We start from the raw sequence: 22,982 nt of genomic DNA, 5'->3' as shown, positions 1-22,982 counted from the left end.
GACTCTTCAAACATCAAGTGAGACCTATGAAGCCAGCCGCGAGCAGCTCCGCCTCCTCGAGCACCAGCTCGACGGCCTTCTCTTCGGCGTCCTCAGCCGGGACTGGCGGAAGAAGTGCGCTCGGGTCAATCCCGACAACTTCGCAGAGACCCGTGAAGTGAGCCGGGTCGAGGCAGTTCATGAACTCGAACGCAGCGCCGATCGCCGTTGCTACTTCGTGTGGGCTGACCGTGATGTCAGTTGACGGTGTCTCACTGTGCGAGTGCGCATGCGAATAGCGCGTAAGCCTCAGCCGCAGGGCGTCCGCATCCCCCTTGTATCCGCCCGCTTCAAGGAGGTCTTTCGACTTCCGCATCGCCTCAGTGAAGTTGCCGACCCATTCGGGATGTTTGAACGCGAGGAACGTTTCGAGCATGCGTCGCACCACGTTCGGAAAGAGCAGCTGCGCGTCAAGCTTGTGCTCCATCGAGTCGTCGGCCTGGAGATGCTGCAGCGCCTGCGCGACGGTCATGAATGCGTGCTGATAGGTCGAGCGCATCTTCTTGCGCACTTCGGGCGTCGACGGCCATGCCACGAGTCGCGGCCGTCGCTTCGACTTGCCCGCGACCAAGACGTGGGTCGGCCGGATCTCATAGAGCGACGACGGGTACTTGGAATTCGCTCCGCCACGCCCGGGCAGCCCTTCGATCTGGACATCCCACTGCCGGAACAGCTCGAAGTTGTGCGTGAGGAGAACGACCTGCGCGATATGGTCTTTCGAAACCGACTCGGCCCAGATGTATGTCGAGATGCCCATGAAGATGTCACTGTCCAGGCTCGAGACCGGGTCATCGATCACGACTATCGCCTTGCCCTTGGATTCATCGAATTTCGCAACCGATTCGAGAAAGTGGATCAGTGTGATCGCAGTCCGCTCACCCATACTGAGCCCGATTGCAGGCTGCCCATCGCGCGTTACGCGATAGCGGCCATCGACCGCTTCGAACTTCAGCTCTCTGCGCCCAAGCAGTCGGGCGACTTCCTCCGTGAGAACCTTCGCGCTGGGCATCGGGTCGCCATCAACGGCCTCAAGCGTCGTGATCTCCGCGGCGTGTTCCACCAGCTCACCGTTGAGTTTCTCCACCTTCACATGATCGGTGCCCGCAAGGTCGGCGTTTGTCTTCACGCCAGATTCGGCCCGCTTCAAGTAGTGAAGTTCGACGACCTTTGCCGCAGCTTGCACAAGCGAGCCGTGCTTCGAGACCCGGTCGTTGTGCTCCTGTCGGAGTTTTATCAGTTCTGATCCGGCAACCGTTGGCGACTCATCGACACCGGCCTCCACAGTGGCAAGTACATTCGCCGCCTTGGCCTCGGCGCGCACTCGAGCTGCGGACGCCCAGGTTCGCAACGCCGTAAGTTCATCCCGTAGTGACTTCGCAGCCTCGTCATAGCGCGAGCGCAGATCCTCGAAGAACAGTCCCCTGCTCGGGATGCTGGTGAGCGCTGTGCTCGTGCCCGTCTCCATCTCCGTCAGCTCCCGGATGATCCCACCGAGGCCGGCCTGAAGTCGCTCGACCTCGTCGGAGAAGTGCTGGTCGATGAGAGCCCGGCGCTCGGCTGTAAGCGGTGAGCCGCAGAAGAGACAGACATCGATGCCCTCGTGCAGGTGGCGACCTTCGTCGACCCAGGATGTGGCCTCTGGGTGAGCCGCCAGAGTGTCGAGAATGATCGTTGACGGGGTACGGCTCAAAGCCGTCGACAAGCGCGCAGCTAGATCCTCCAGTGCCGGCACGACCAGCTGATCGTCCGGCTGAGGGTCTGACTTATCGGAGTTGATCACGCTGATCCTCTCCCGCAGGTCTTGTTCGGAGAGCGCGGCCCATGATGCATGAGAGTTGGCGAATGCAGTCCGCACCATCCCGGCGCTGAAGTTGCTGCGCGAGTGCCACCGCCCACCAGCGCGGCTCGCGGCGTCGACCACTTGTTGAGACACTTGCCCATATGCGGCGTCGACAGCCTGCTTTGCCCTGCGCTCCGAGGCAGCAGCAGCGTCTCGGTCTGCGGTCTTCGTCTTAACGGTCTCGCGGAGTGCCTCAAGCCTTGCCTCCGTGTCCACTGACTTCTCGCCAATCGTCAGAACCGCGTCCATCTCGACCTCGGCGGGCGTGAACTTGTGGCTCCTACCCACGTAGTGCTCGCTGAAGACGTGGACCCGACCGAAGAGTGCGTCGTCTTGCCCAGCAGTGACCCGTTGGGTGCCACTGTCGTCAAGCGCGATCGACAGGCGTTTGTAGCCTTCACCGTCCTCAGCATTTCGAAGTCCATCGAGTGCTCCGGCCAGCGATGTCTTCCCCGAACCGTTCGGCCCGTAGATGACGTTGATCCGTGCGAGTTCTGGCAGCGCGGTTTCCCAGCGGTAGTCCTCGAAGATTCCGCAGTTCTTGATCCACTCGAGCCGCCGGAGCATTACTGTCCTCCGCTCGAGCTCAGCCCGAAGAATCTCTCGAAGAACTCCCCGAGCTTCGTCAAGACGCGCTGCTTCGTTTCGCCATGACCACCCTCGGGCGAAAAGCGGGAGGCCGGAGGAAGGACACGTGTAATTGCAGTGCCGCTGGTTTGGATCGCACCATCGCGAAATGCACGCTCAACGTACTCGCGCGTTTCGTCAGCGCGAAGATCTTCTTCTTCGATGATCTTGTCGAGCTCAGCTGCTCGCCGCGCTGCCACGTAAGTGGTCCACTCCTCGTCGATGGCGCCGGTCGCAGACACACGATCGACAAAGGCCTCGATGAGGTCTTTCTTGTTGCGGAGGGAAGGCGATGCGTCGATGGCGCGTGTGATCTCCGCTCGAATCTCTTTGTCGTCTCCGTCGCCGCGCTGGTCACGGTACTTCTGGACGAGCATAAGGATGTAGTCGACGTTGATTTCAACCTGTTTGATGAGTTCAATCTCGAAAACGACGTCGTCGTTGATCGACTCCTTCTCGGAGTCTTTTTCCTTGCGAAATTCGGCGTAGAGGTCAAGGTAGATGCTGCGATAGTCCTGACCCTGGCGCTCGGTCAGAATCTCGTTTCCCACGAAGTCGTCGAAGGACGTCAGAATATTCCGGAGTCGCAGGATCGAGCCGAAGAGTGCGATGAATTCCTTTTGCGCAGCCTCTCCGATAATCGGCTGACCTAGTGGGTAGAAATCAAGTAGATCCTGCACCTTGCTCGCGTATTCGCCGTAGTAGTCGCCGTACGGCTTGAGAAGGACGACACCGCGGGCGTTCTTATTGCCGAACAGCGCGATGGCGTCGTTCGTCTCCCGCTCGAGGTCCCGAAAACTGACGATATTGCCGTATGTCTTGACCGAGTTCAAGATTCGGTTCGTTCGCGAGAATGCCTGGATGAGCCCATGGGAGCGCAGATTCTTGTCCACGAAGAGAGTGTTGAGGGTCGTCGCGTCAAAACCGGTAAGGAACATGTTCACAACAATGACGAGGTCAAGCTGGCGGTTCTTCAGCCGCAGCGAGAGGTCCTTGTAGTAGTTCTGGAACTTGTCGTCGGAGGTGTCGTAGCTCGTCCCGAACAAGTCGTTGTAGTCCTGGATCGCGTCCTCAAGGAAGTCGCGCGACGATGCGTCGAGCGAGCTTGTCTCGAAACCTTCCTCGTCGAGGTAACCCTCGCCTTCGGCTTCGTTGGCTGCGTAAGAGAAGATGAGGCCGATCTTCAGGCGGCGGTCGGAAGGAAGCTCCCGCTGCTGGATGGCAAACTGGTTGTAGTAGCGCTTGGCCGCGTCGATCGAGGCGGTCGCGAAGATCGCATTGAAGCCATTAACTCGCCGTGACACCTTGACTTCATCAACACGGTTTCTGCCCGCAGCCACATCCGCAATGTTGGTGACTCCAGAGAATTGGTAGCCATTGCTGCGCTTGGTCTTCTGATCAAAGTGTTCAAGCGTGTAGGCGGCGACCTGACGGATGCGCTCGACCGCAAGCAGCGCCCGCTCGGTGTCGATCGCAGACACCTGCTTGTCAGTGATGCCTTCCGGCAGCTTGATGGTGTTGACGTAGTCGATTCGGAACGGCAACACGTTCTTGTCGCTGATCGCATCGACGATTGTGTAGGTGTGCAGCTTCTCGCCAAATGCCTGCTCGGTCGTGCGCAGCGCTGGGTTACCACCACTCCCGGCGTTCTCGGCGAAGATCGGCGTGCCTGTAAAACCGAACAAGTTGTACCGTTTGAAAGCCTTTGTGATTGATTCGTGCATGTCGCCGAACTGCGAGCGATGACACTCGTCGAAAATGATCACGACGTGCCCACCGAAGATGGCGTGGCCCTTGCTTGCCGGCGCGCCGATGAACGTCGCCAGCTTCTGAATCGTCGTGATGATGATGTGTGCGTTTGGGTTCTCAAGCTGCTTCTTGAGTACCGCAGTCGAGGTGTTTGAGTTCGCTGCCCCCTTCTCGAACCGGTCGTATTCGCGCATTGTCTGGTAGTCGAGGTCTTTGCGGTCGACGACGAAGAGGACCTTATCGACTGATGGCAAGCGTGATGCAAGTTGCGCGGTCTTGAATGAGGTCAACGTCTTACCCGAGCCGGTGGTGTGCCACACGTAGCCGCCCGCGCCGACAGTGCCGAGCTGCTTGTAGTTGGTCGAGACGTCGATCTTCTGCAGAATTCGCTCGGTCGCGACGATCTGATACGGGCGCATGACCAACAGCATTCGATCAGCGGTAAGGACGCAATACTTCGTCAGAATGTTAAGAAGAGTGTGCTTGGCGAAGAATGTCCGTGTGAAGCCTGTGAGGTCCTGGATCGGCCTGTTGGTGGCGTCCGCCCACCACGAACTGAACTCGAATGAGTTGGACGTCTTCTTCGCGCGCACCCTAGCCGCCGAGCTTGATGACAACTCAGTCAGATGTTGTCGGCGGGTGGTGTTGCTGTAGTACTTCGTCAATGTGCCGTTGCTGATGACAAAAAGTTGGACGTACTCGAAGAGCCCGGAACCAGCCCAGAAGCTGTCGCGCTGGTAGCGGTCGATTTGGTTGAACGCTTCACGGATGTCAACCCCGCGACGCTTCAACTCGACATGCACAAACGGAAGGCCGTTGACGAGGACCGTGACGTCGTAACGGTTTGAGCGCCTGGCACCGCCCTCGCCCTGGCCGATTTCGTACTGGTTAACTACCTGCAGGCGGTTGTTATGGACATTCGCCTTGTCGATCAGCATGACATTCTTCGTCGAGCCGTCATCGCGCTTCAGGAGCTGGACGTGGTCCTCCTGAATACGGATCGTCTTCGCCTCGATCGTGTCGTTTGCTCCAGCGATCCGGTCAGTGAAGAAATTTTCCCACTCGGGGTCGGAAAACTTAGTCGAGTTCAGCGCCTCGAGCTGGGTACGGAGATTCGCAACGAGCTGGGACTCACTCGTGATCGGGAGGTACTCATAGGCCTGAGACTGCAGGAGCTCGATGAACTCGCGCTCAAGGCCCGCTTCGGACTGATAGGCCGCCTCGGCAGCGGTGTCAGGAATGAACTCAGCGACGACCGTACTCTCGGCCGACACCACGATCGGCTCAAAGTGGGTCCGGATCGTGTCGGTCACGCTGTAGCCTCCTCGAACGTCAGCAAGCGATCACGGTAGTACTCGTACTGCTTGCGACGAGCAGCGAGCTCAGCCGGAAGGCCGACGCTGAGATCATTCACCAGAGCATCGAACTTGTCGAGAAGCGAAACGATCCGGTCCTGTTCTTCGATCCGAGGTATTGGCACCCTTACGAGTACGAGCTCCTTCTTGTTAAGCGCAGGCGTTCCGCCGGCCTGCTGAAGGCCGCGGATCGAAGGCTGAATCGACTTGAGATAGAAATACAGGTAGCGGGTCCTCAGCCCGTCAGTGGAACTGGTGATTCGGTAACAAAGCGGACCACACCAGAAGGACTCAGTCTGATAGCCAACAATTCCAACCCCTCCTTGGCCTCGCGATGGAATTGTTACTGCGTCACCGGCAGTGTTTGCCTCCGACGCGCGGCCGGATTCGGTCGTCCCCGCATTTATGAAAGCGAATGGACCGACCTCCGTAATTACTCCCAGCGGTGGCGCTTGGCCCACACACACGCTCGCCACATCACCAAGCAGCGACCAGAAAGTACTCGAATCGGCAATAGCGAGTAGCGAATCCCGGTAGAAGACATACTGACGGTGCCGCGCTTCCAGCTCCGCTTCCAGCTCCGCTTCCAGCTCCGCTTCCAGCTCCGTAAAGTGATCCAAGATTCTCACGATTTCGCGCTGTACATCGAGAGGTGGCACGGGGATTCGGATCTTCGCGAGCGAGTCACCCGAGATACGACGAACCTTCGTTCCCGTGATGTGGCGTCTCTTCTGCTCCTGAAATTGCTCGGACTGGAAGAAGTAGGAGACGTACTTCGGGTCGGCCGAATGGCGGTAGATATACGCATCACCGCTTACCGCGACCTCGTCATCGCCGATCCAAGCCGTCGCTTTCGCCACAGCTGCATCGTCTTCGCTAGTTGTCGCGATTACGAGATCACCAGGCTTCGCCCGGCGAAGCTTCGCGGCCAGTTCAGGCCTGACAAACGACTTCGTAGCCTTGGTCCACCTGCCGTAGTAGGTGTGGATCTGTCCATAGTGAATCGCAGGAGCACCCTCTGAAGTGAGGTCGCTCTTCTGCAAACCGTTGCCACGAATGAAATCGCCGACGTCTCCGAGCGTCTTGTATCGAACCCCCTTCGGAGCGAGCTCTCCGATCAAGTCATCAATCCGACTCACGATGCGCCCTCCAAGTCCGCGACGATCGAGTCGATCGCAGTGCGAAGCTCGGACTGGCGCGTGACGATTTGGGCGATCTCGATGTTGAGCCCTGTTATGTCGACGGCGACGCGCGTGTCTTCTGCTTCGACATAAGACGAGACGGAGATCAGGTATTCGCGCCCGGCGATTTCGCTGTTCTGCACGAGCTTCGAGAAGTGGGCGATGTCCTCCCGCGCAGTGAAGGCGTCAAGGATTCGATTCCGGTTCGCAGCAAGCAGCTTGTTCTTGTTGCCACCACGCACGAACTCGGCGGAGGCATCGATGAAAAGAACCGAGTTGTCCGTCTTCGACTTCTTTAGCACGAGGATGCAGGTCGCGATCGAGGTGCCGAAGAAGAGGTCCGGTGGGAGTTGGATGACAGCCTCGACGTAGTTGTTATCGATGAGGTACTTGCGGATCTTCCGCTCAGCCCCGCTCCTGTACATGACACCGGGGAACTCGACAATCGCCGCTGTACCGTTGACGGCGAGCCATGACAAGATGTGCATGGTGAAGGCGAGGTCCGCCTTCGACTTGGGAGCGAGCACTCCCGCGGGGGCGAAACGCGGATCATTAATCAGCAGCGGATTCGCGTCACCTTCCCAATTGATCGAGTACGGCGGGTTGGAGACGATGGCCTCGAAAGGCTCATCGTCCCAGTGCTGCGGATCGATCAGAGTGTCGCCGTGAGCAAGGTTGAACTGCTCGTAGGGGACGTCGTGCAGGAACATGTTGATCCTGGCGAGATTATAGGTCGTCAGATTGATCTCTTGACCATAAAAGCCCTGCCGGACCTTTCCCGGGCCGAGGACCTTCTGGAATTTCAACAGAAGAGACCCAGACCCTACTGCTGGGTCATAAACCTTGTTGACTTCGGTCTTGCCGACGACAGTGATGCGCGCCAGGAGTTCAGACACTTCCTGGGGGGTGTAATACTCACCGCCAGACTTGCCGGCTTCAGATGCATACATCTGCATGAGGTATTCGTAAGTGTCGCCGAAGGCATCGATCTCATGGGTTGCGAAGTCACCCAGGTTCAGGTCGCCGATCGCATCAAGCAGCTTGACCAGCTTCTCGTTGCGCTTGGCGACGGTATTCCCGAGTTTGGCGGAGTTCACGTCCAAGTCGTCGAAGAGACCCTTAATGTCGTCTTCGCTGTCCGCACCGACTGCGGAACCCTCGATGTTCTTGAAGGCCCTCTCAAGGGTCTCGTTGAGATTCTCATCACGCGGCGCACGCTTCCGCACGTTCTCGAAGAGCTCGCTCGGGAGGATATAGAAACCCTTCTCCTCAACTGTGACCTTCCGCCCGAACTCTGCCTCAGAGTCGGCAAGCTTCGAGTAGCTGAAGTCTGGCGCACCAGCCTTTCGCTCGAGGCCGTTCAAATATGCGGCGAGGTTCTCGCTGATAAAGCGGTAGAAGAGAATCCCCAGCACATACGTCTTGAAGTCCCAGCCATCAACGCTGCCCCGCAGATCGTTCGCGATGCGCCAGATCGTCTTGTGCAGTTGTGCGCGCTGGGCTTCCCTCGTAGTAGGAGCCACTACCACCCCACCGGCCTTGAAGAAAGGCTCGCCAGTGCTCGTTCGTTCGTTGTTGGGTACGTCATGTAATGCGTGATCTCCTCCGCACAGATGTGTGCGCGTTAATATTCCTCAAGCCTGATCAAAACGATACCGGCGAGTTGCGACACGAGGCCTCTGCACAGGCCGGCCCGCGAGTCGGTTTCACTTGCAGCCGGGAGCTCCCTCGAACCTTACGCTGCAATCTGCCCTTAGTTATAACACGATCAGCACATTCGTTAAACCCTGGTGAGCACTGGGATCGAGAGACTCCGACAAGCCTGAGTTGCGATTTCTACAACAGATTCTCGCGATCGGAAGATTGAACTCCTACGCGATCGGAGCATAATTCGAGGTCCGCTCCTCATTGCCGTGCGGCTTCAAGAGGAACCATCCCGGTTCGTCGGCCGCACCAAGAATGAGGAGGTGGCTCACATGAGTGAGGCATCGGGGCTCCCGCAGTTCGCGGGAGCCAGTAGTCAGATGCGTACCCTTGCGGTTCGCATCACGGATGACTTGCGGGCGCAGTTGGACGTCATCGCCCAGCTCAACGACCGCAGCGTCACCGAAGAAATCCGTGTCGCCCTTGAGAACTGGATCGAACGCAGCAAGTCCGATCCGCAAGTGCTCAAGCGGGCCGAAACGGTCCGGGCGGACATCGAGCGCGAGGCCCAGACCAAGCGCAACGCCATCGAGGCGATCTTCGCAAAGGAGCCCACCAAAAAGGTCACTCCCCCGAGTCGCGACGCTGCCAAGGACAAAACTCCGGGCAACTGAGCGACAGACGAGACCCTGGTCGGCTGGAGGCTTTCAACGCTTCGCCACCAGGGCTCTCGTTGCATCCATGACCTGCCACTTCGTTCGTGGGGATCAATCTCTAACCATCGGCTGGAGTCAACCCCCACGAAAGGAAGCGTGATCGCCATAGTCACAGGCATTGCCATCCCGCACGAAATATAATTGTGTGCCGTCCATCTGAGCCATCAACTCATTATTCGCGAGTGTTGTCTAAACGACAGCAGGTTTGGGAGGTATCTACGAACGGATTGAGGAGCGACAAAATCGAGCACCCCAATCCATTTCGCGCCCTTCGCGGTGGTTGAGGGGCTTTACAATTTGCGCGCGACACCTCATAGTCATGCGCACGAATGCCTCTACGACGGACACAACCCGGTGCACTAGTCAGCGTTCGCTTCTCGAGCGTCCTGTTCACGTCGCTCCCGCGTGAACACGAAGACGCTTGGACGAAAAAGTACGGTCTCCGTTATCCAAATGACAGTGAACTTCGCCGCGTTGCCACGAGTCTCGATACCTTCGCCGCAGGGGACGGCGTCGCGTTCGTGCGATTTTTCGAACGTTGCCTCGGGGTGCACGGATCGGAGGCAACGCACATCTTCTACGTCTGCCCCTGGGTGGGCGGTTCGATCAGCGAACCCGGCATCCTGAATCCGACGCGAAGTCCGCTGCTGATGCAGATGACCGTGCTCCATGAACTCGCGCACCGACTACTCACGCTAAATAATGCGTATGAAATCGGCCGCTCACGGAGCGGCTCCCTGAGCGACGCGTGGCGATTCCGTTGGGGTACGGAATTATCGTTCGTCACACTCACCCACGTACCGGTCTTCGCACTCCTGGATGAATATGTGGCACTCCACCCAGAGTTGCGCGCGGTGCTTGACGCGGACCGTGACCGCCATGCCGCTCATCCGGCGTACGCCCGAGCTTGGGAGATTGTCGAACAGCGTGGAAGCGCAGAGGTTTGTTTGGATGCGCGTGAGTGCTTTCTTGGTCTCCACATTGGGCGGGGTTAGATCGCACCTCTTAGAGCATTGCGTTCTGGCACGACGAGTCACTAGGCTGAGCGCACCCGGCTAAAGGAGACCATTGTGAAGGAACTCATCCTCAGCGACATGTCACACTCGACTAGCGCTGAGTCGCACAGCCTGATTCTCGATTGCCAGTGCTCTGACCCCAACTGAGCGCGTTGATTGACCCCGATGGTGGGAGTTCCTCGAAAGAGGGGCTCCCACTCACTTTGCGCCCACGTCTTTCAGCGCTCATCCTTCATAACCCCGATGAAGGAACGACGACCGTGGACGGCACGGAGCGTAAGACCATTCTGCGCGACCCTGAACGACGCATTGCTGCATTACTCGAAGCCATGGACGGTCGCACGACCTGGGGCGACCTCAGCGATACCTATGAGACTGGGGGTGCAGTCGGTCAGCTGGTCACGTATCTGATTGAGGCAGGGTCCATCGCCGCAGCCGAGCAGCTCTGGCGTCCATTCCATGCGACAACCGTGAACCCTCAGCATTTCGGGTCGGCGATGGACCATACCGATGTCGTGTCGCATGCTCGATTGCACACCTGGCCCCGTCATTCGGAACCTGGTGATGTGTCAGGGCCGCTGCTCAGGCTTGCCAGCCGTCGGCGCAGTTGCCGTTCATTCTCCGTACGCCCTCTGCCACTCGCTGAGGTCCGGGACGTGCTTGCAGTTGCATACAGTGCAGCTATCCGGGCCACACCCTCAGCTGGAGGCCTTTATTCATGCCGAATAGATTTGTTTCACCGTTCCGATACCGACTCCGGCTGGCGCTCATACTGTTGGGATCCCATTGGAGCGATGCTGAGAGTTCGTGATGCCCCGGCGCTCGACACTGGCGAGCTTCAAAATGCTCTCGACAGCGCAAGTCTCCTTCATGGTGCGGCCGCGATCGCGATCATATCTTTCGATCCACGGATTCACTCAGCCAAATACGCGAACCGGGGCTACCGATACAGCATTCTCGAAGCCGGCCACGTTGCTCAGATGATCCATCTTGCAGCCGTGGAGCGAAACTTGGGTGCCCTGGAGTGGGGCGCGTTCAACGACGGCGCACTTGCGCGGCTCACAGACTCTGGTTCGTTCGCGCCTGCGACAGTCGTAGGGTTTGGACTTGTGGACGACAGCAGAGAGCTCGTCAAGGAACCAAACCGGCCATCGCTGGCATTCTCATCGTTCTCGTCATTTGGTGATCCAAGCAACAGCGAGAACGAGCCTTCGGGCATCATCGTGGCACAGATCCCGATAGTAGCCGCAGATGGCACTCCATCCGGCGCGTATGCGACGGGAGTTCATTGGGCCGAAAGCCTGGCAGGAGTGAAAGCACGATCGGAGTTCGTCGAACGGCAGACCTGCGGGCGCCTGCAGATAGACGTGCACGGGTCCGCGGACATCCTTCAGGAGCGGTACCGCGTTTTCGACACCCGAGTGCTGTTCCCCGACGATCTCCCGGGGTTCACAGCGGAGCCGTCTGAGTTCGCACCATTTGACGCTTCGGATAGCTCCTATCAGTGGCGGATCGGCGAAAGCGAGGCAGACGGGCCAACAATAGTTCCCGTCGAACTCATCTACTTCCCTGTCAATTCCCTGGACATGGGCAGGAGGCTCTGCGGCACCGCCACCTCGAACGGCGTCGCGGCGCACACCACCCTGCGTGAGGCCCGTAGGTCGGCATTGCTTGAGTTGATCGAGCGCGACGCGTTCGTGAGGCATTGGATTGCTCAACGTCCTCCGGCACGTGTCAGGCCTCCGCTCGGCATCTTCGCATCAAAGTTGGCGAAACTAGAGGGACTTGGCATCGAGGTCGCATTCGGGCAACTGGACGCCGTTGTTCCTGTGTTTTTCTGCGCGGCCATCAGCGCCCAAGGCGCACTGCTCGGGTTCGGACTGGCGGCAGACACCTCAGCGAACGCAGCGATCGAGAAAGCTTTTCTGGACGCGTATGCGACCTACCTCACAGCCAGGCGAGCAATGAGTACCGGCACGGGCGCGCACGTGCGTCACTATGTCGCGTACCAGCGCCCCGGCAGTATTTCGAGTGTCAGGTGGTTCTTTGACGGGCCAAGCGGCAACCTATGCACGGACGTGGACCAGCGATCATACAAGCAGCTCTATGCGCACACCTGCTTCGTAGATCTCGACATAGGATCCGATTCCGACCTGGTCGTGGTCCGTGCGCTGAACACGGGCTTACGCGCGATCTGGTTCGGCGGTCGCTGGAAGCCCACCCGCGACCCCAACAGCGCGCCGCACTTCTTCTCCTAGAGCAATGCAGCGGCAAGCCGTGGATCAATCTCAACGATGGCCTGTCGGGCCGTGGAGCTCTCCGTTGCCCAACGGCCGCGCGGCAAACAGTACTGAAGCATCGTCGCCGTACCGTCTCCACGAGCCTTTTCATACTGACCGCAGAGGAGATAACCACACTTCTCGTTGACTCGACGACTCGGCCAGTTGTCCTCCCAGGCCTCGCTCGTCGCGTGGTCCGCACCGAGGTGTCCGAAAGCAAGATCAAGAAGCATTAGCCTCATTGAGGTACCGATCCCACGACCGTGCACACCACGCAATAACCAGGACCCTGTGCTCACCGTGCGCTGGTCCGAGAAATGGTCCGCGTAGAGGTTCGTGGAGCCAACGATTTTGCCATCAAGACGCACGCTGAAGATCAATGTCCATCTCTCGCGGTTCGCTTCCCGAAGTCGAGCCGCATACCAACTCCGCAAGTGGTGGACGCGTTGTTCTGGCGTGCCAGCAGACCACGGGAATCCGAATGGCATGTAATCATCCGAATGGATTACACCTGACGCAGCACCGGCCAGTTCTTCGATGCCATTGACGGAAATCGCCTGCAATGTAAGGCCGTCGTAGGTCAATCGAGTCGTCGCCATAGCGCTCAGGATCTCGAAGTCTCTCACGACTCCATCTTTACGTGCTCGCTCCACAATGCGCGAGAAAGATCTGGACACGATTCGCTACGATTCGAACCGCACCATGGCCCGGTTCCCTAGGGTCTTGTCGGCGGCCATCGAAAAATGCCCATACGCGGCCAATAGGGAATCGGGATTTTTGCTGCGTATGGCCATTGGAGCTGCCCACTGGCGGCCAAAGGGAACGCCCGATTCAGTCGGCAGGGACGCCCCGGATTCCGGATCTACGCCGTCGCGCTCGGTATCGGGTTCAGGCTCCGCGGGCCGCCGGTTCGACGTCGGATAGGTGGCGGGATACGTCCCGGAGCTGCCCCCGTGGCGTGTGGCGGCAAGGAACCGCGACAGGGCCGGAGAGAAGCGTTCCACGAGATTAACGTGCCTACACGGAGACCTCAGAGAGGGGATTCCGACCGGTTCACAGTATTTGCGGCGGACCAATTCGGTCAGGTGCTCCGACGAACGGCCTGCCCACAGACGGTCATCGGCTGGTGGCCGTATTTGGGCTCGCCCGTGGCCGTGTATGGGCAGTTCTTCGTGGCCGCTAACAGGGTCTCAAGACTGCGAACTGGCGGCGCGTCAATGAGTTGATAAGTGAATCTTGGCCAGACCTCGCCACGCCAGGTGATGGATACAGAGTTCGCTCAACCATTGAGCTCAACAGCAACGGGCACGGTGAGGAAGAGCCGCACATTACCCTCCGCGTCGTTCATCGACCATACAGACTCGACTGTCCCCACTGCATCGCCGGCCAAAAGCGTGATGCTCAATGCCTTGAGTCCCGTGCTCGTTCCAACGACCGGCGACCGACAGGAGATGGCGCTCCTCTTCAATGTCGACCTGATGAGCACCGACTTCTACGGGCACGCCGTTGCCAAGCAATTACTCCCGCTCCTCGACAAGAAATCCACGCTGAGCGTCCTGTCTGGCGATATTGGCCAGTTCCCGGCCGCGACCCACGAGATGGCGCTGTTCGGTGGGCCAATCAAAGGCACCACGGAGGACTGGGGGCAGCAACACAACTACTGCGTCTTATCTGAACAACCTCTCGCCCGCCCAGCGGGACAAGATCCACCACGCACTTCTGGTGGATCTCTCGTACCTCGGCTACGTACCGACGACGTACAGCTCATACTTTCGCACCATGGTCAGCACGATGTTGCCAGGCGCATGAAATCTCTACTTCGACGCTTCAACAAAGAGGGAAAAGTGCTCGTTCTCCCCTTTCGTCGTCGACGCGTTGTAGCCATAGTCATCGACGCGCAGCTCCGGATACGCGCTTCTCTGGTATGCCGACTCAGTCGCCTCCCGGAAACCCGCATCGATCAACAACTTGCGCAACGTAATATTGTCGTACCCGAACTTGTGGTTAAAATTCATCGTTTGCGAGTCCGCCCCGCAGAACAGCAGTATGTAGTCGAGGGTGGCCACCTGGTCCGCGACGAAGCCCTCACTAAGCGGGTAGAACCGATTCCGCGCCGCGAAGAAGCCCGAGTCCTTGGAGACATACGCCTCGAGGAGCCGACCGACATCCGGCACCACGAACCTGGCGGTTCCGCCCGGCTCTAGCACACGGAGGATCTCGGCCACCAGGACGGGAGCCTGATCGCGAAATCGCATGTGCTCCAAGAGGTGTGCCGCGTAGACAAACGCAACGCTCCCGTCGGGGAATGGCAGGCCCCAGTTCACGTTGAGCGCCAAGTCGTCGCCCCCGGCGTCGATGTTAACCCAACCATCGAGTCGATGCCCACCAGAGCCGATGTGTAGCCGCGTCGGCGCGTGCCGCGTCGCAGCCCGCACCACCTCGAGCTGTTCGGCTACGAACTTTTCCCGGGCCGCCCGCAGCGTGGAGTAACCAGTCGCGAGTTCGTCGCGCGCTCGGGCCAGCCGAGCGCGAATGCTCGACAAATCGACCTCCAGGAGCGAATCGCCCTCAGCCCCTCGGCTTGTGGCCTCTGGGGACTGGCCGAGCACTGATAGATCGTCGAACAGCCGGTCGGTCAGACGGGCGATGTCGTCGAGAATGTCCATGTCAGTTGCACCCGTGGAGAGTTCGAGCTCTCGCCGACGGAATCTCTCTGCCGACGTCGGGTCCATCCACTTCAGACGCTTCAGGTCGTATTGCGGGGGCGTGGAGTCGGAGGGGGTCATCGAACGCCCCCCGCCTGACGGCCAAAGAGTCGTCGCAGACGGACCCGTACATCCAGCGGAATGGGGGCGGCGACAGGAGTGCCAAACTCGTCATCATTTAGAAGCTCGTCGAACTTTTCCGCCGCGAGGCGGCTGGAACCTCGTAACAGATCCTGCGCTGCCCCTGGATAGGCATCGACCATCATCTGCGCCAGGTAGTAGAAGTAGGCCCTGCCGTACATCCGGCTCGGGTACCGGGCCTCGTAGTTCTGCAGGGAGAACTTCGGAAAGCAGCCGTCAATCAACGACTTTGGCGTGAGCCAGAGCGGGTAAAGGATCTCGACCTCGCCCATCCGGCCAACGGGCTTGGGGAACGGAACCTTCCCTGCGGCCAGGTAGTACAGGGTGTCGGACAGACAATCCTCCAGATTGCTGCCGATGACGATCCGCCTGGCACCCTGCTCCTGGGCGACCGCGTCGAGCACACGTCGAACGCCGTAGACTCCGAGCACCTCCAGATCGTCGCCAGGGAACTGGCGCTCGAACGCCGTGACCCAGTCCACATGGGGTTCCACGAATCCCAGAATCCTCGCAGTCTCGTCCTCCTGCACGGTGCGGAGAGCAAGGCCGTGCCTGTCACAGATCGCGGTGGCCCGTTCCCAGCCACGGTCCCAGTCGGGGATACCGAGCATCATGACTGGTCGGATGTTCTCCTTCGCCACGACACCGGATCGCACGATCGCCTCTAGGAGGGCATTGCTATCGCCGCCACCACTCACCCCGACGATGAGCGGTTCGTCCTTGACCCCGCTGGCCTCGAGTGCCGTCGCAACCTGAGCCGAGACAAGATCCATCGCGTCGGACGGGCGGAGGTACTCTGTGACAAACCCGTCGCCGTCGTCGGCTCGCTGACGTATCCAGGTCGAGGCGTCGGGTCGCTCGCGGACGACGTCGCGGCCGCCGAGCAGCGCGTGGTAGTCAATGTTCCGGTTCGGGATGACGACAATCATGTCGTCGCCGCGATAGTCCAGAAGGCGATCATAGGGCCGGACCTGCAGAGTCAGCTGGCCCCGCGCACCCTCCCGGTATACCGAGACCTGCGTGACCGGCAAGCTGTAGCGTCGGCACACGTCGACGATTGAGTCGGAATCGCGTGCCTCCAGGTAGCGGTCCCCGTGTGCGCTGCGGAAGATGAGGCGGCTCAGTTCTTCCACGGCTTCACCAGCGTCTTTGGCCGTCGCTTCAGGAGCGACGGCATCACCGAGTCAACGTTCCTGATGTAGGAGTTAACGTTCTGGACGCCACGGGCCATCGCCACGACCTCATCAGTCTCCTCTGCCTCGATCAACTCCACTTTGCCCCCCCGGCCGGGCAGGAACATTAGGTTGAGGATCGGTGCGCCCCGCGCAATGAACAGAGGGGTCGAGGTGTCCCACCATTCGAAGACGAAGTTCACCGGCCTCACCCAGGAGCGAATATTCCAGCGCCCCTGGAGCACAAGCCCGGGCAGAGCCGGCTCGAAGTAGGTCGTCGTCAGCGGCGAGAGATATTGGATGTCGACATCGTCGTCTGAGATGAAGTAGTAGTTCAGCATCATCTGCATGAGCGGGCGGTCGGAGTGGCGCCACTCCTCACGCGGATGCACCTTGAGCAGCGGCGCGAGCTTGTCGGCCCGGATGCTTGATTTTTCTCCCACCGACACCGTGCATCCGTCGCGGGTCAACTCACAGTGCATCTGGAGATCAAAGGGGCTCCGAATCGTGTAAAGACTGCTCGAGAAGTCTCGTGACGCGGGACAGAAGCGGATGAGCCCTTTTTGCTCGCGATAATCCTTTTGCTCTGCGTAGGGTTCAGGGTCAAACCAGATGGCTCGCGCCTCGAGGGCACGCGGCAGGAACCATCCAACCCGACGAGGAATGGTCAGCCGTGACAGGTCGGGCTACAGGCGTTGAGGTACAACTCGAGCGAGTAGCCGGAAACCTGCACAGCGCCACCACGCAAACCAGTGACGCTCGATGACAACGTCGTGCCAGAGTCACCCACCACCACAGAACGCGTTTCTGTCCGGAACGCCAGCACTTCGGCCGACTCGGACTTGGTGACCACAGCATTTGTTGAAAGGCTCATTCGACACTCCCTCACATTGGTATGCCTGAGATACTAACAGCCGCTCTATGACGCAGCCAAGGCTTCTGACACAAATCGCGCAACGTCGCTCTCTAGCATGCTGACTTGTTCAGACGTCTGCATGTTCTTCAACGACACTTTTCCGGATGCTTGCTCGTTGTCACCGATGATCACGGCGAATCGGACGCCCGTCCTGTCGGCGAACTTAACCCCCGCGCGTACTGTCATAGCGCCTAGGGCTGGCACAGAGCGGATGCCAGCGTCGCGAAGCACTCTAGTCAGTCGACGAGCGTCCGCGAGCAGGTCGTCGCCTGTCCCGAAGACGTACACGTCCGGGCCGAAGTCCGGCTTTGGAAGGAGACCGTGGGTCGTGAGGAAGTCGACTACAGTCACGTCGCCCATCCCGCAGCCGATACCCGGGATCTTTCGGTCAGTGAACAGACTCGCGAGATCGTCATAGCGCCCGCCTCCGAACAGGGAACGGCGGTTATCCGGCGAGGTGTCGAACACCTCAAACACTGTGGACGTGTAGTAGTCAAATCCTCGGATGATGTGTGGGGAAAACTCAAGCGGTACTGAGGTCATCCGTTCACCTATGATCCGCACGATCCGCGAATGGGACGCTGCGTCCTCTCCCGCGACATCGACAAACGACGCCAGATCCATGGCGAGCAGCGCGCGCAAACGGGCGTCCTGCTCGGGGTCGAGACCAGCACCACGCAGGGATTCCGACCGCTGTTCATCGTCGATCTTCTCCCAGCGATCAATGACTTTGCCTATGGCCGCGAGATTCTCGTCAGACACACGGACATAGTTCCTGAGCCCGGCATCGAGCAAGCCCCGGTCGTTCACGCGGATGACATACATCGAGGGGTCCGCACCGAGCCCGTTCAAAAGCGCGGCAATCAGCTCGAACATCTCGATCTCTGCCCCGAGGTCTTCGCTGCCGAAGATGTCAAGGTTGAGCTGCCAGTGCTCGCGCACTCGGCCGCGTTGCGGTCGTTCATACCGGTGGGCGTTGATGTGCGAGTACCAACGCGCCGGAAAGACAACATCGGCCTGGTGGCCGGCGATCATTCGCGCTACCGACGGCGTCATCTCCGGTCGCAAGACGATTTCGCGCCCGCCCTTGTCTGTGAATCGGTACATCTGCTCGTCGACGATCTCCTTGCCGGACTTCGCCTCGTAAATTGCAGCGGGCTCGATGATCGGCCCATCGTAGCGCTCGAACCCAAACAGCTCGGCTGTCTTGAATAACGACTCGAAGATTTGCGTCCGAATCGACATCTCTTCGGGCAGAAAGTCCCGCGTGCCTCGATAGGGTTTCGTAGAGAGGGGCAACGCAGAACTCGATTCTCGGCTGTTAGTTCGGGGCGGTCGATTGTTCATGCTGGCGATGACTATAAAGCATGCGCACGATTCGGTCAATAATACCAGTGTCGTGGTTTTTTCAACGTTCGCGCGCCCTCTACGCGCGTTGCTCGAAGTTCACAGCGTCGACGGCCTCGCACTCCGTCGCTTCGACGTCCCCTGTCGTCGCCGAGCGATGCATTTCCCGGAGCCCCTGGCTCGAAAAGTCGAGCACCTCGGCCCGGTTATGCAGAAGCGACGCGTTCTCCCAGATCACGACGTCATCCGAACGCCAGGAATGCCGGTAAACCAACTCTTCCTCGACCTGCGAGGCATGGACGATACCCAGGATTCTGTCGCTCTGAGCGTCAGTGAGGCCGCGGAGCCGAGTCGCCTGCGGGGAGCAGTAGATGAACCGGCGCCCGGTGACCGGGTGCACGCGCACGATCGGCTGAATGAGCCCCCGGCCCTCGGGGACCTCCGAATGATCGATTGATGGGAGGTACCAGTACAGCCCGTCAAGCGACGGGCGCACATCGTCGGGAATCGACTCATAGGCCCCGTACTGGTCTGCGAATAGCGTGTCGCCCCCCGGACCCGAGGGGCATTCGAGGCAGTGCAGCGCCGTGGCGCCGTGCGGACGTCTCGCATACGCCAGACCGTCCGAGTGCCAGGCCATTCCGTATTCCATCGTCGGTGAGTCGGGAGAATTGCGAATGTACAACAAATCCGGATACCCGTTCACCTGATGCGACCGAGGCCGGCGCGAGATCCCCAGATCGAGGTCTCCGAAGTACGCAGTCAGGCGGAGCTGGTCGGCAGGGCCGATCCGTGTATCGCGAAAGTGCAGCAGCTGAAACTCCGCTAGCGCCTCCCGCAGCTGTCGTACGGTTGAGTCGTCTGCAGGCTCGCGAAGATCGATCCCCTCGACGACCGCGCCAAACCTCCCGATCGGGACCGTCGTGAAAACAGTCGTCACAGGTGCACATCCAGCTTGTGTCGTTCAATCGATGCCCTCACGAGGTCCAAATCGGACGCGCGCGGGGATCCAGCAAAGCCTTCGCCCCACCGATCCGCGTACCGGTCCGGCGCCGGTTCCCCCCCGCTGAGTGCGAGCAGCACAGACTCCAGACAGATCGCCACGTAGGACACCGCGTACCCACCCTCATGCAGTATTACAAGCCGGCCATCGCAGGCGGCGTCAGCGATAGCCATCACGATTCGTGTCATCTCAAAGTAATCGGCCGCACACAGCTGCAGTCGTGCAGCTGGATCGACGTTCGATCCATCGAACCCGCAGCTGACGATCACGACATCCGGCACGAATCGGGCGCAGAGCGGCGCCACCACCGACTTCATCGCCAGCGCGTACGCAGCGCCGCCAGCGCCGGGTGCGAACGGCAAATTGGCATTCCGGAGACTGCCCCGGCCCGCACCGACCGCATCCACCGAACCGTCAGAAGACACCCACGCTTCCCGGTCCTGATGGAGGGAGATCGTTAGTACCGACTCATCCTCCCAGAATATGCCCTGGGCGCCGTTGCCGTGGTGTGCATCCCAGTCGACGATCGCGACGCGTGCGAAGCCGAGGGATTGAAGCTCTCTTGCGAGCACCGCGCTGTGGGCGAACACACAGCCTCCACCGCCGGCGCTGGACGTCGCGGCGTGATGCCCGGCGGGGCGCACGAGGGCATAGCCGTTTCGCACGTCGCCCCGCGCGACTGCTCTCCCCATCGTCAGGACCGCGGCGCAGGCGTCGAGCGCCGGATCGGACCGGATCGGATCGCGCGCGAGTTCGTCGACGTACGCTTGCGGATGGATCCGCCCTACTGCCTCCGCCAGCCCGGCGCGGTCAATCGGCAGCTCCCGCACGCGTGACCAGACATCCGCCTGGCGCAGGTGCGCCACCGGTACGGCGACCCGTTCCGGTCGGTCCCAGAGATCGTCGAACTCGGCAATCACGCTCGGCTGCAGGAACCCCGATCCGGTCTTTGTGCGCGGCCCGCGGACTTCGGTAGCCACCACGACACCTGTTGCGTAATCACTCATGCTTCGACGTTGCTCCGATCTACCTGACGTTAGGTCCATGATGCCACGGCGCGCCGCAGTGATGGGCGAATCTGAGCAGTCAAGGTTTGGTTGGCCTCGCAAACAATTCGACTGAAAGGATTGTTCGGTAAAGGTGGAAACGGAGACCGTAAGGAGCAGCGAGAGTCCTTCTATCCTCAACCGTCACGGTGTGCATTGGCGCATCGCGTCTTTTCAGGGATACCCGAGGAGCATGGTGTCTTGCCGTGTTTCGCGCATGGTTGGCACTTCGATCGTGATTCGATGACGCCGCATCTTGTACTCATCTTTGGTGGTTTCTGCTGCCGAGGTCTCGTCTGGTTCGACCAACACGTCTCGTTCCTCGGGTTGGTCCCCGACGAACTGCCAGAGACGGATGAGCGGTGCGCGGGAGTCAAGGCCGGCGCTGGTCATCTTTCACCGCTCATTTCCTCTCTTTGAGGTTGGCCGAGAGCATCTAAGCCGGCGCCAATCGCGTCATCAGTCGAGAAGGTCGAGAAAGGTTCACCCGCATCTGGCATGCCCTCGGCGGTCCCGCCCCAGGTGATGGTCGCTTCGGTCATGAAGTTGCGCTGGGTCTGGAGTTTCGTGACAAGGCGATTGTCTGCGACTTGAGCGCCTAGTACCCAGTTCGGCCAGACCGGCATTCGCCAGTTGACATCTATCTTATAGAGCCACTGCTTGTCGCGTTGGAGCTCGTATCCGTCTATGTGCTCGAGCGCTCTGAGATATCCGGTCGGGGCACCGGCGTCCTTGAACTCGAATGCGAGGCCTTCCAACTCCTCGTCATTGATCCAGACGGCCGGCGGCTTGTACTCGGATAGGGGTGCGATATGAAGTGCCACGCTTGCATTCACGTGGTTGCCGAACTGATAGAGAATAATGTTTCCCCATGGGCGGTTGAAAAGAATCTCATCGCGGAAGATCGTGGCCAGCTTGTCGGCACCGCGGTCGCTGCGCCTGAGCGCCGTGCGTGGGTCGACGAAGTGGACGACCGCGTATGCGTCGAGCCGCTCGTTGAGCGTGTAGCCCTCAAGCCCGACGCCGCAGGTCTCCAGGAACGCCCGCATGTCGCCCTCCGGCTCGACGGCATATCGCTTGAGCATGTCCACCAATGTGGCGTACGCCTGCTCGGAACTGCCCATGCCTATGACATTAACCAGCTCCTCGGAGATGGCGATTCGTTCTGCGGACAGGGTTCCGTTTCCGCGTCGAAGCTGGCGTAGCTCATCGCGAAGTTTGAGCCGGGTCGGGTCGTCTTTCACTGGTTGGCTCCTGCCCGTGGTGTCAGTTTCGTGTCAGTGACGCAAACGTCGCTGCGAACCAGACTGGAATCAACAACTTCATATGCCGGAGCGGGAGCGATGCAACGTCAATTGCATCGCTCCCTGGCCGAATCAATCCCCATCCCTGTCCCCGTGAAAGAACGAAAGAGAGAACACAATTGACCACCTTCACCGTACTGCGCACCGGCGCGGCCGTCTGCGCCCTCAGCGCAGCGCTCGCACTCACCGCATGCTCATCCCTGAACACCACCACCACCCCCGACCAGACAATCCTCGCCGCGTGCGCTCCCGACAAGCAGGTCGCTGCCGACGTCGACATCGATGGCAGCGGCTCAAGCTCCGGCGATACCATCGCGACCGAACGGCTGGCGATCACCGCTGACGTGGTGCGCCGCACGGCTATCTGCGGCGGCCATCTTCTGGTCCGTGCCTTCTCCGCCTCGAGCGGTGCGACGGTCACCATCTATGACGGCGACCTGTCGTTGCCGGGTGCGACAGACAACGCGCGCCTGCGGCGAGTTGACGGGCTGGTCGAGAAAGTCATGGCCGAGGTCACCGCCAAATACGGTGACGCCATCGCCGCCCTTTCGGGCGGCGGCTCGGACATCACCTCCGTCTACCGGCTGGCCGGCGAGTATGCCGCCCAGCTCGGCACCGGTTATGTGCTGCACCTGTATGTACTGACCGATGGCCTGAACAACATCGGCACCGACCTCACCTCCCAAGCGCTCGCCCCCGAGCAGGCGACCGACCTGGCCTCGACGGTCAATGTTCCGGCGCTGCCTGGCGCTTCGATCACGGTCGCGGGTCTCGGCCGGATCAACGGCGACCCGGCACCGTCCGCTCTGGTCGAAGGGCTGGTGGCGTTCTACAACGCGCTGTGCGTAAAGACCGGCGCGGAGACCTGCGTCTCCGTGACCGATTACACGGCGGGGCGGTGA

At 60.0% G+C, this 22,982-nt stretch carries 17 protein-coding genes; 3 read left to right on the top strand and 14 right to left on the bottom strand.

The features are described 5' to 3' along the window. Positions 1–13: 13 nt before the first annotated feature. Genes RCH22_RS20210 through RCH22_RS20195 form a run of 4 tightly spaced genes read right to left on the bottom strand, consistent with a single transcriptional unit; the run spans position 14 to position 8,314 of the window. A complete protein-coding gene (locus tag RCH22_RS20210) occupies positions 14–2,446 on the bottom strand; it encodes an AAA family ATPase (protein WP_327015375.1) in 2,433 nt (810 codons plus the stop codon). Next, positions 2,446–5,568 carry a type I restriction endonuclease subunit R gene (locus RCH22_RS20205; protein ID WP_327015374.1) on the bottom strand — a complete coding sequence of 1,041 codons (3,123 nt, stop codon included), beginning with the start codon at positions 5,566–5,568 and terminating at the stop codon, positions 2,446–2,448. Before RCH22_RS20205 ends, RCH22_RS20210 begins: the two co-directional genes overlap by 1 nt. Then, positions 5,565–6,749 (bottom strand): restriction endonuclease subunit S, encoded by a 1,185-nt coding sequence (locus RCH22_RS20200; RefSeq protein WP_327015373.1) that lies wholly within the window; start codon positions 6,747–6,749, stop codon positions 5,565–5,567. Before RCH22_RS20200 ends, RCH22_RS20205 begins: the two co-directional genes overlap by 4 nt. After that, positions 6,746–8,314 (bottom strand): type I restriction-modification system subunit M, encoded by a 1,569-nt coding sequence (locus tag RCH22_RS20195; RefSeq protein ID WP_327015372.1) that lies wholly within the window; start codon positions 8,312–8,314, stop codon positions 6,746–6,748. Before RCH22_RS20195 ends, RCH22_RS20200 begins: the two co-directional genes overlap by 4 nt. Positions 8,315–8,767: 453 nt before the next feature. On the opposite strand from RCH22_RS20195, the gene RCH22_RS20190 reads away from it, so the two are divergent. Next, complete coding sequence (locus tag RCH22_RS20190; protein ID WP_327015371.1) at positions 8,768–9,109, top strand: ribbon-helix-helix protein, CopG family; 342 nt, start codon at positions 8,768–8,770, stop codon at positions 9,107–9,109. Positions 9,110–10,427: 1,318 nt separating this feature from the next. Next, a complete protein-coding gene (locus RCH22_RS20185) occupies positions 10,428–12,425 on the top strand; it encodes a YcaO-like family protein (RefSeq protein ID WP_327015370.1) in 1,998 nt (665 codons plus the stop codon). Here RCH22_RS20185 and RCH22_RS20180 read toward each other — a convergent pair. The 10 genes from RCH22_RS20180 to RCH22_RS20135 all read right to left on the bottom strand — a co-directional run bounded on the left by RCH22_RS20180 (position 12,422) and on the right by RCH22_RS20135 (position 22,020). After that, positions 12,422–13,072, bottom strand: coding sequence for a GNAT family protein (locus tag RCH22_RS20180; protein ID WP_327015369.1), 651 nt, complete (start codon positions 13,070–13,072; stop codon positions 12,422–12,424). The two genes, RCH22_RS20185 and RCH22_RS20180, sit on opposite strands and share 4 nt — an antisense overlap. 1,188 nt (positions 13,073–14,260) lie before the next feature. After that, a complete protein-coding gene (locus tag RCH22_RS20175) occupies positions 14,261–15,232 on the bottom strand; it encodes a methyltransferase domain-containing protein (protein ID WP_327015368.1) in 972 nt (323 codons plus the stop codon). Then, the gene (locus tag RCH22_RS20170) at positions 15,229–16,425 is read right to left on the bottom strand and encodes a hypothetical protein (protein WP_327015367.1); all 1,197 of its coding nucleotides are present in this window, start codon (positions 16,423–16,425) and stop codon (positions 15,229–15,231) included. The genes RCH22_RS20175 and RCH22_RS20170 overlap by 4 nt, the downstream gene beginning before the upstream one ends. Continuing rightward, complete coding sequence (locus RCH22_RS20165) at positions 16,413–16,913, bottom strand: hypothetical protein (RefSeq protein WP_327015366.1); 501 nt, start codon at positions 16,911–16,913, stop codon at positions 16,413–16,415. Before RCH22_RS20165 ends, RCH22_RS20170 begins: the two co-directional genes overlap by 13 nt. A gap of 218 nt (positions 16,914–17,131) precedes the next feature. Next, positions 17,132–17,338, bottom strand: coding sequence for a hypothetical protein (locus RCH22_RS20160; RefSeq protein WP_327015365.1), 207 nt, complete (start codon positions 17,336–17,338; stop codon positions 17,132–17,134). A gap of 45 nt (positions 17,339–17,383) precedes the next feature. Continuing rightward, positions 17,384–18,679, bottom strand: a complete 1,296-nt coding sequence (gene hisS, locus RCH22_RS20155) for a histidine--tRNA ligase (protein WP_327015364.1) — start codon at positions 18,677–18,679, stop codon at positions 17,384–17,386. A gap of 127 nt (positions 18,680–18,806) precedes the next feature. Beyond that, positions 18,807–19,667, bottom strand: a complete 861-nt coding sequence (locus RCH22_RS20150; protein WP_327015363.1) for a TauD/TfdA family dioxygenase — start codon at positions 19,665–19,667, stop codon at positions 18,807–18,809. Further along, entirely contained in the window at positions 19,664–20,737 is a 1,074-nt protein-coding gene (locus tag RCH22_RS20145; protein WP_327015362.1) for a hypothetical protein, read from the bottom strand. Before RCH22_RS20145 ends, RCH22_RS20150 begins: the two co-directional genes overlap by 4 nt. A gap of 213 nt (positions 20,738–20,950) precedes the next feature. Continuing rightward, on the bottom strand, positions 20,951–21,169 hold the full coding sequence (locus RCH22_RS20140) for a hypothetical protein (RefSeq protein WP_327015361.1): 219 nt from the start codon (positions 21,167–21,169) through the stop codon (positions 20,951–20,953). Further along, positions 21,166–22,020, bottom strand: coding sequence for a hypothetical protein (locus tag RCH22_RS20135; protein ID WP_327015360.1), 855 nt, complete (start codon positions 22,018–22,020; stop codon positions 21,166–21,168). Before RCH22_RS20135 ends, RCH22_RS20140 begins: the two co-directional genes overlap by 4 nt. A 179-nt stretch (positions 22,021–22,199) precedes the next feature. Here RCH22_RS20135 and RCH22_RS20130 point away from each other — a divergent pair, with 179 nt between their 5' ends. After that, on the top strand, positions 22,200–22,982 hold the full coding sequence (locus RCH22_RS20130) for a hypothetical protein (RefSeq protein WP_327015359.1): 783 nt from the start codon (positions 22,200–22,202) through the stop codon (positions 22,980–22,982).

Source organism: Cryobacterium sp. GrIS_2_6 (genome assembly GCF_035984545.1).
In the GTDB taxonomy this organism is placed as follows: domain Bacteria; phylum Actinomycetota; class Actinomycetes; order Actinomycetales; family Microbacteriaceae; genus Cryobacterium.
The sequence above is the reverse complement of the archived record's forward strand: the minus strand, read 5'-3'. Positions and strand labels throughout refer to the sequence as shown.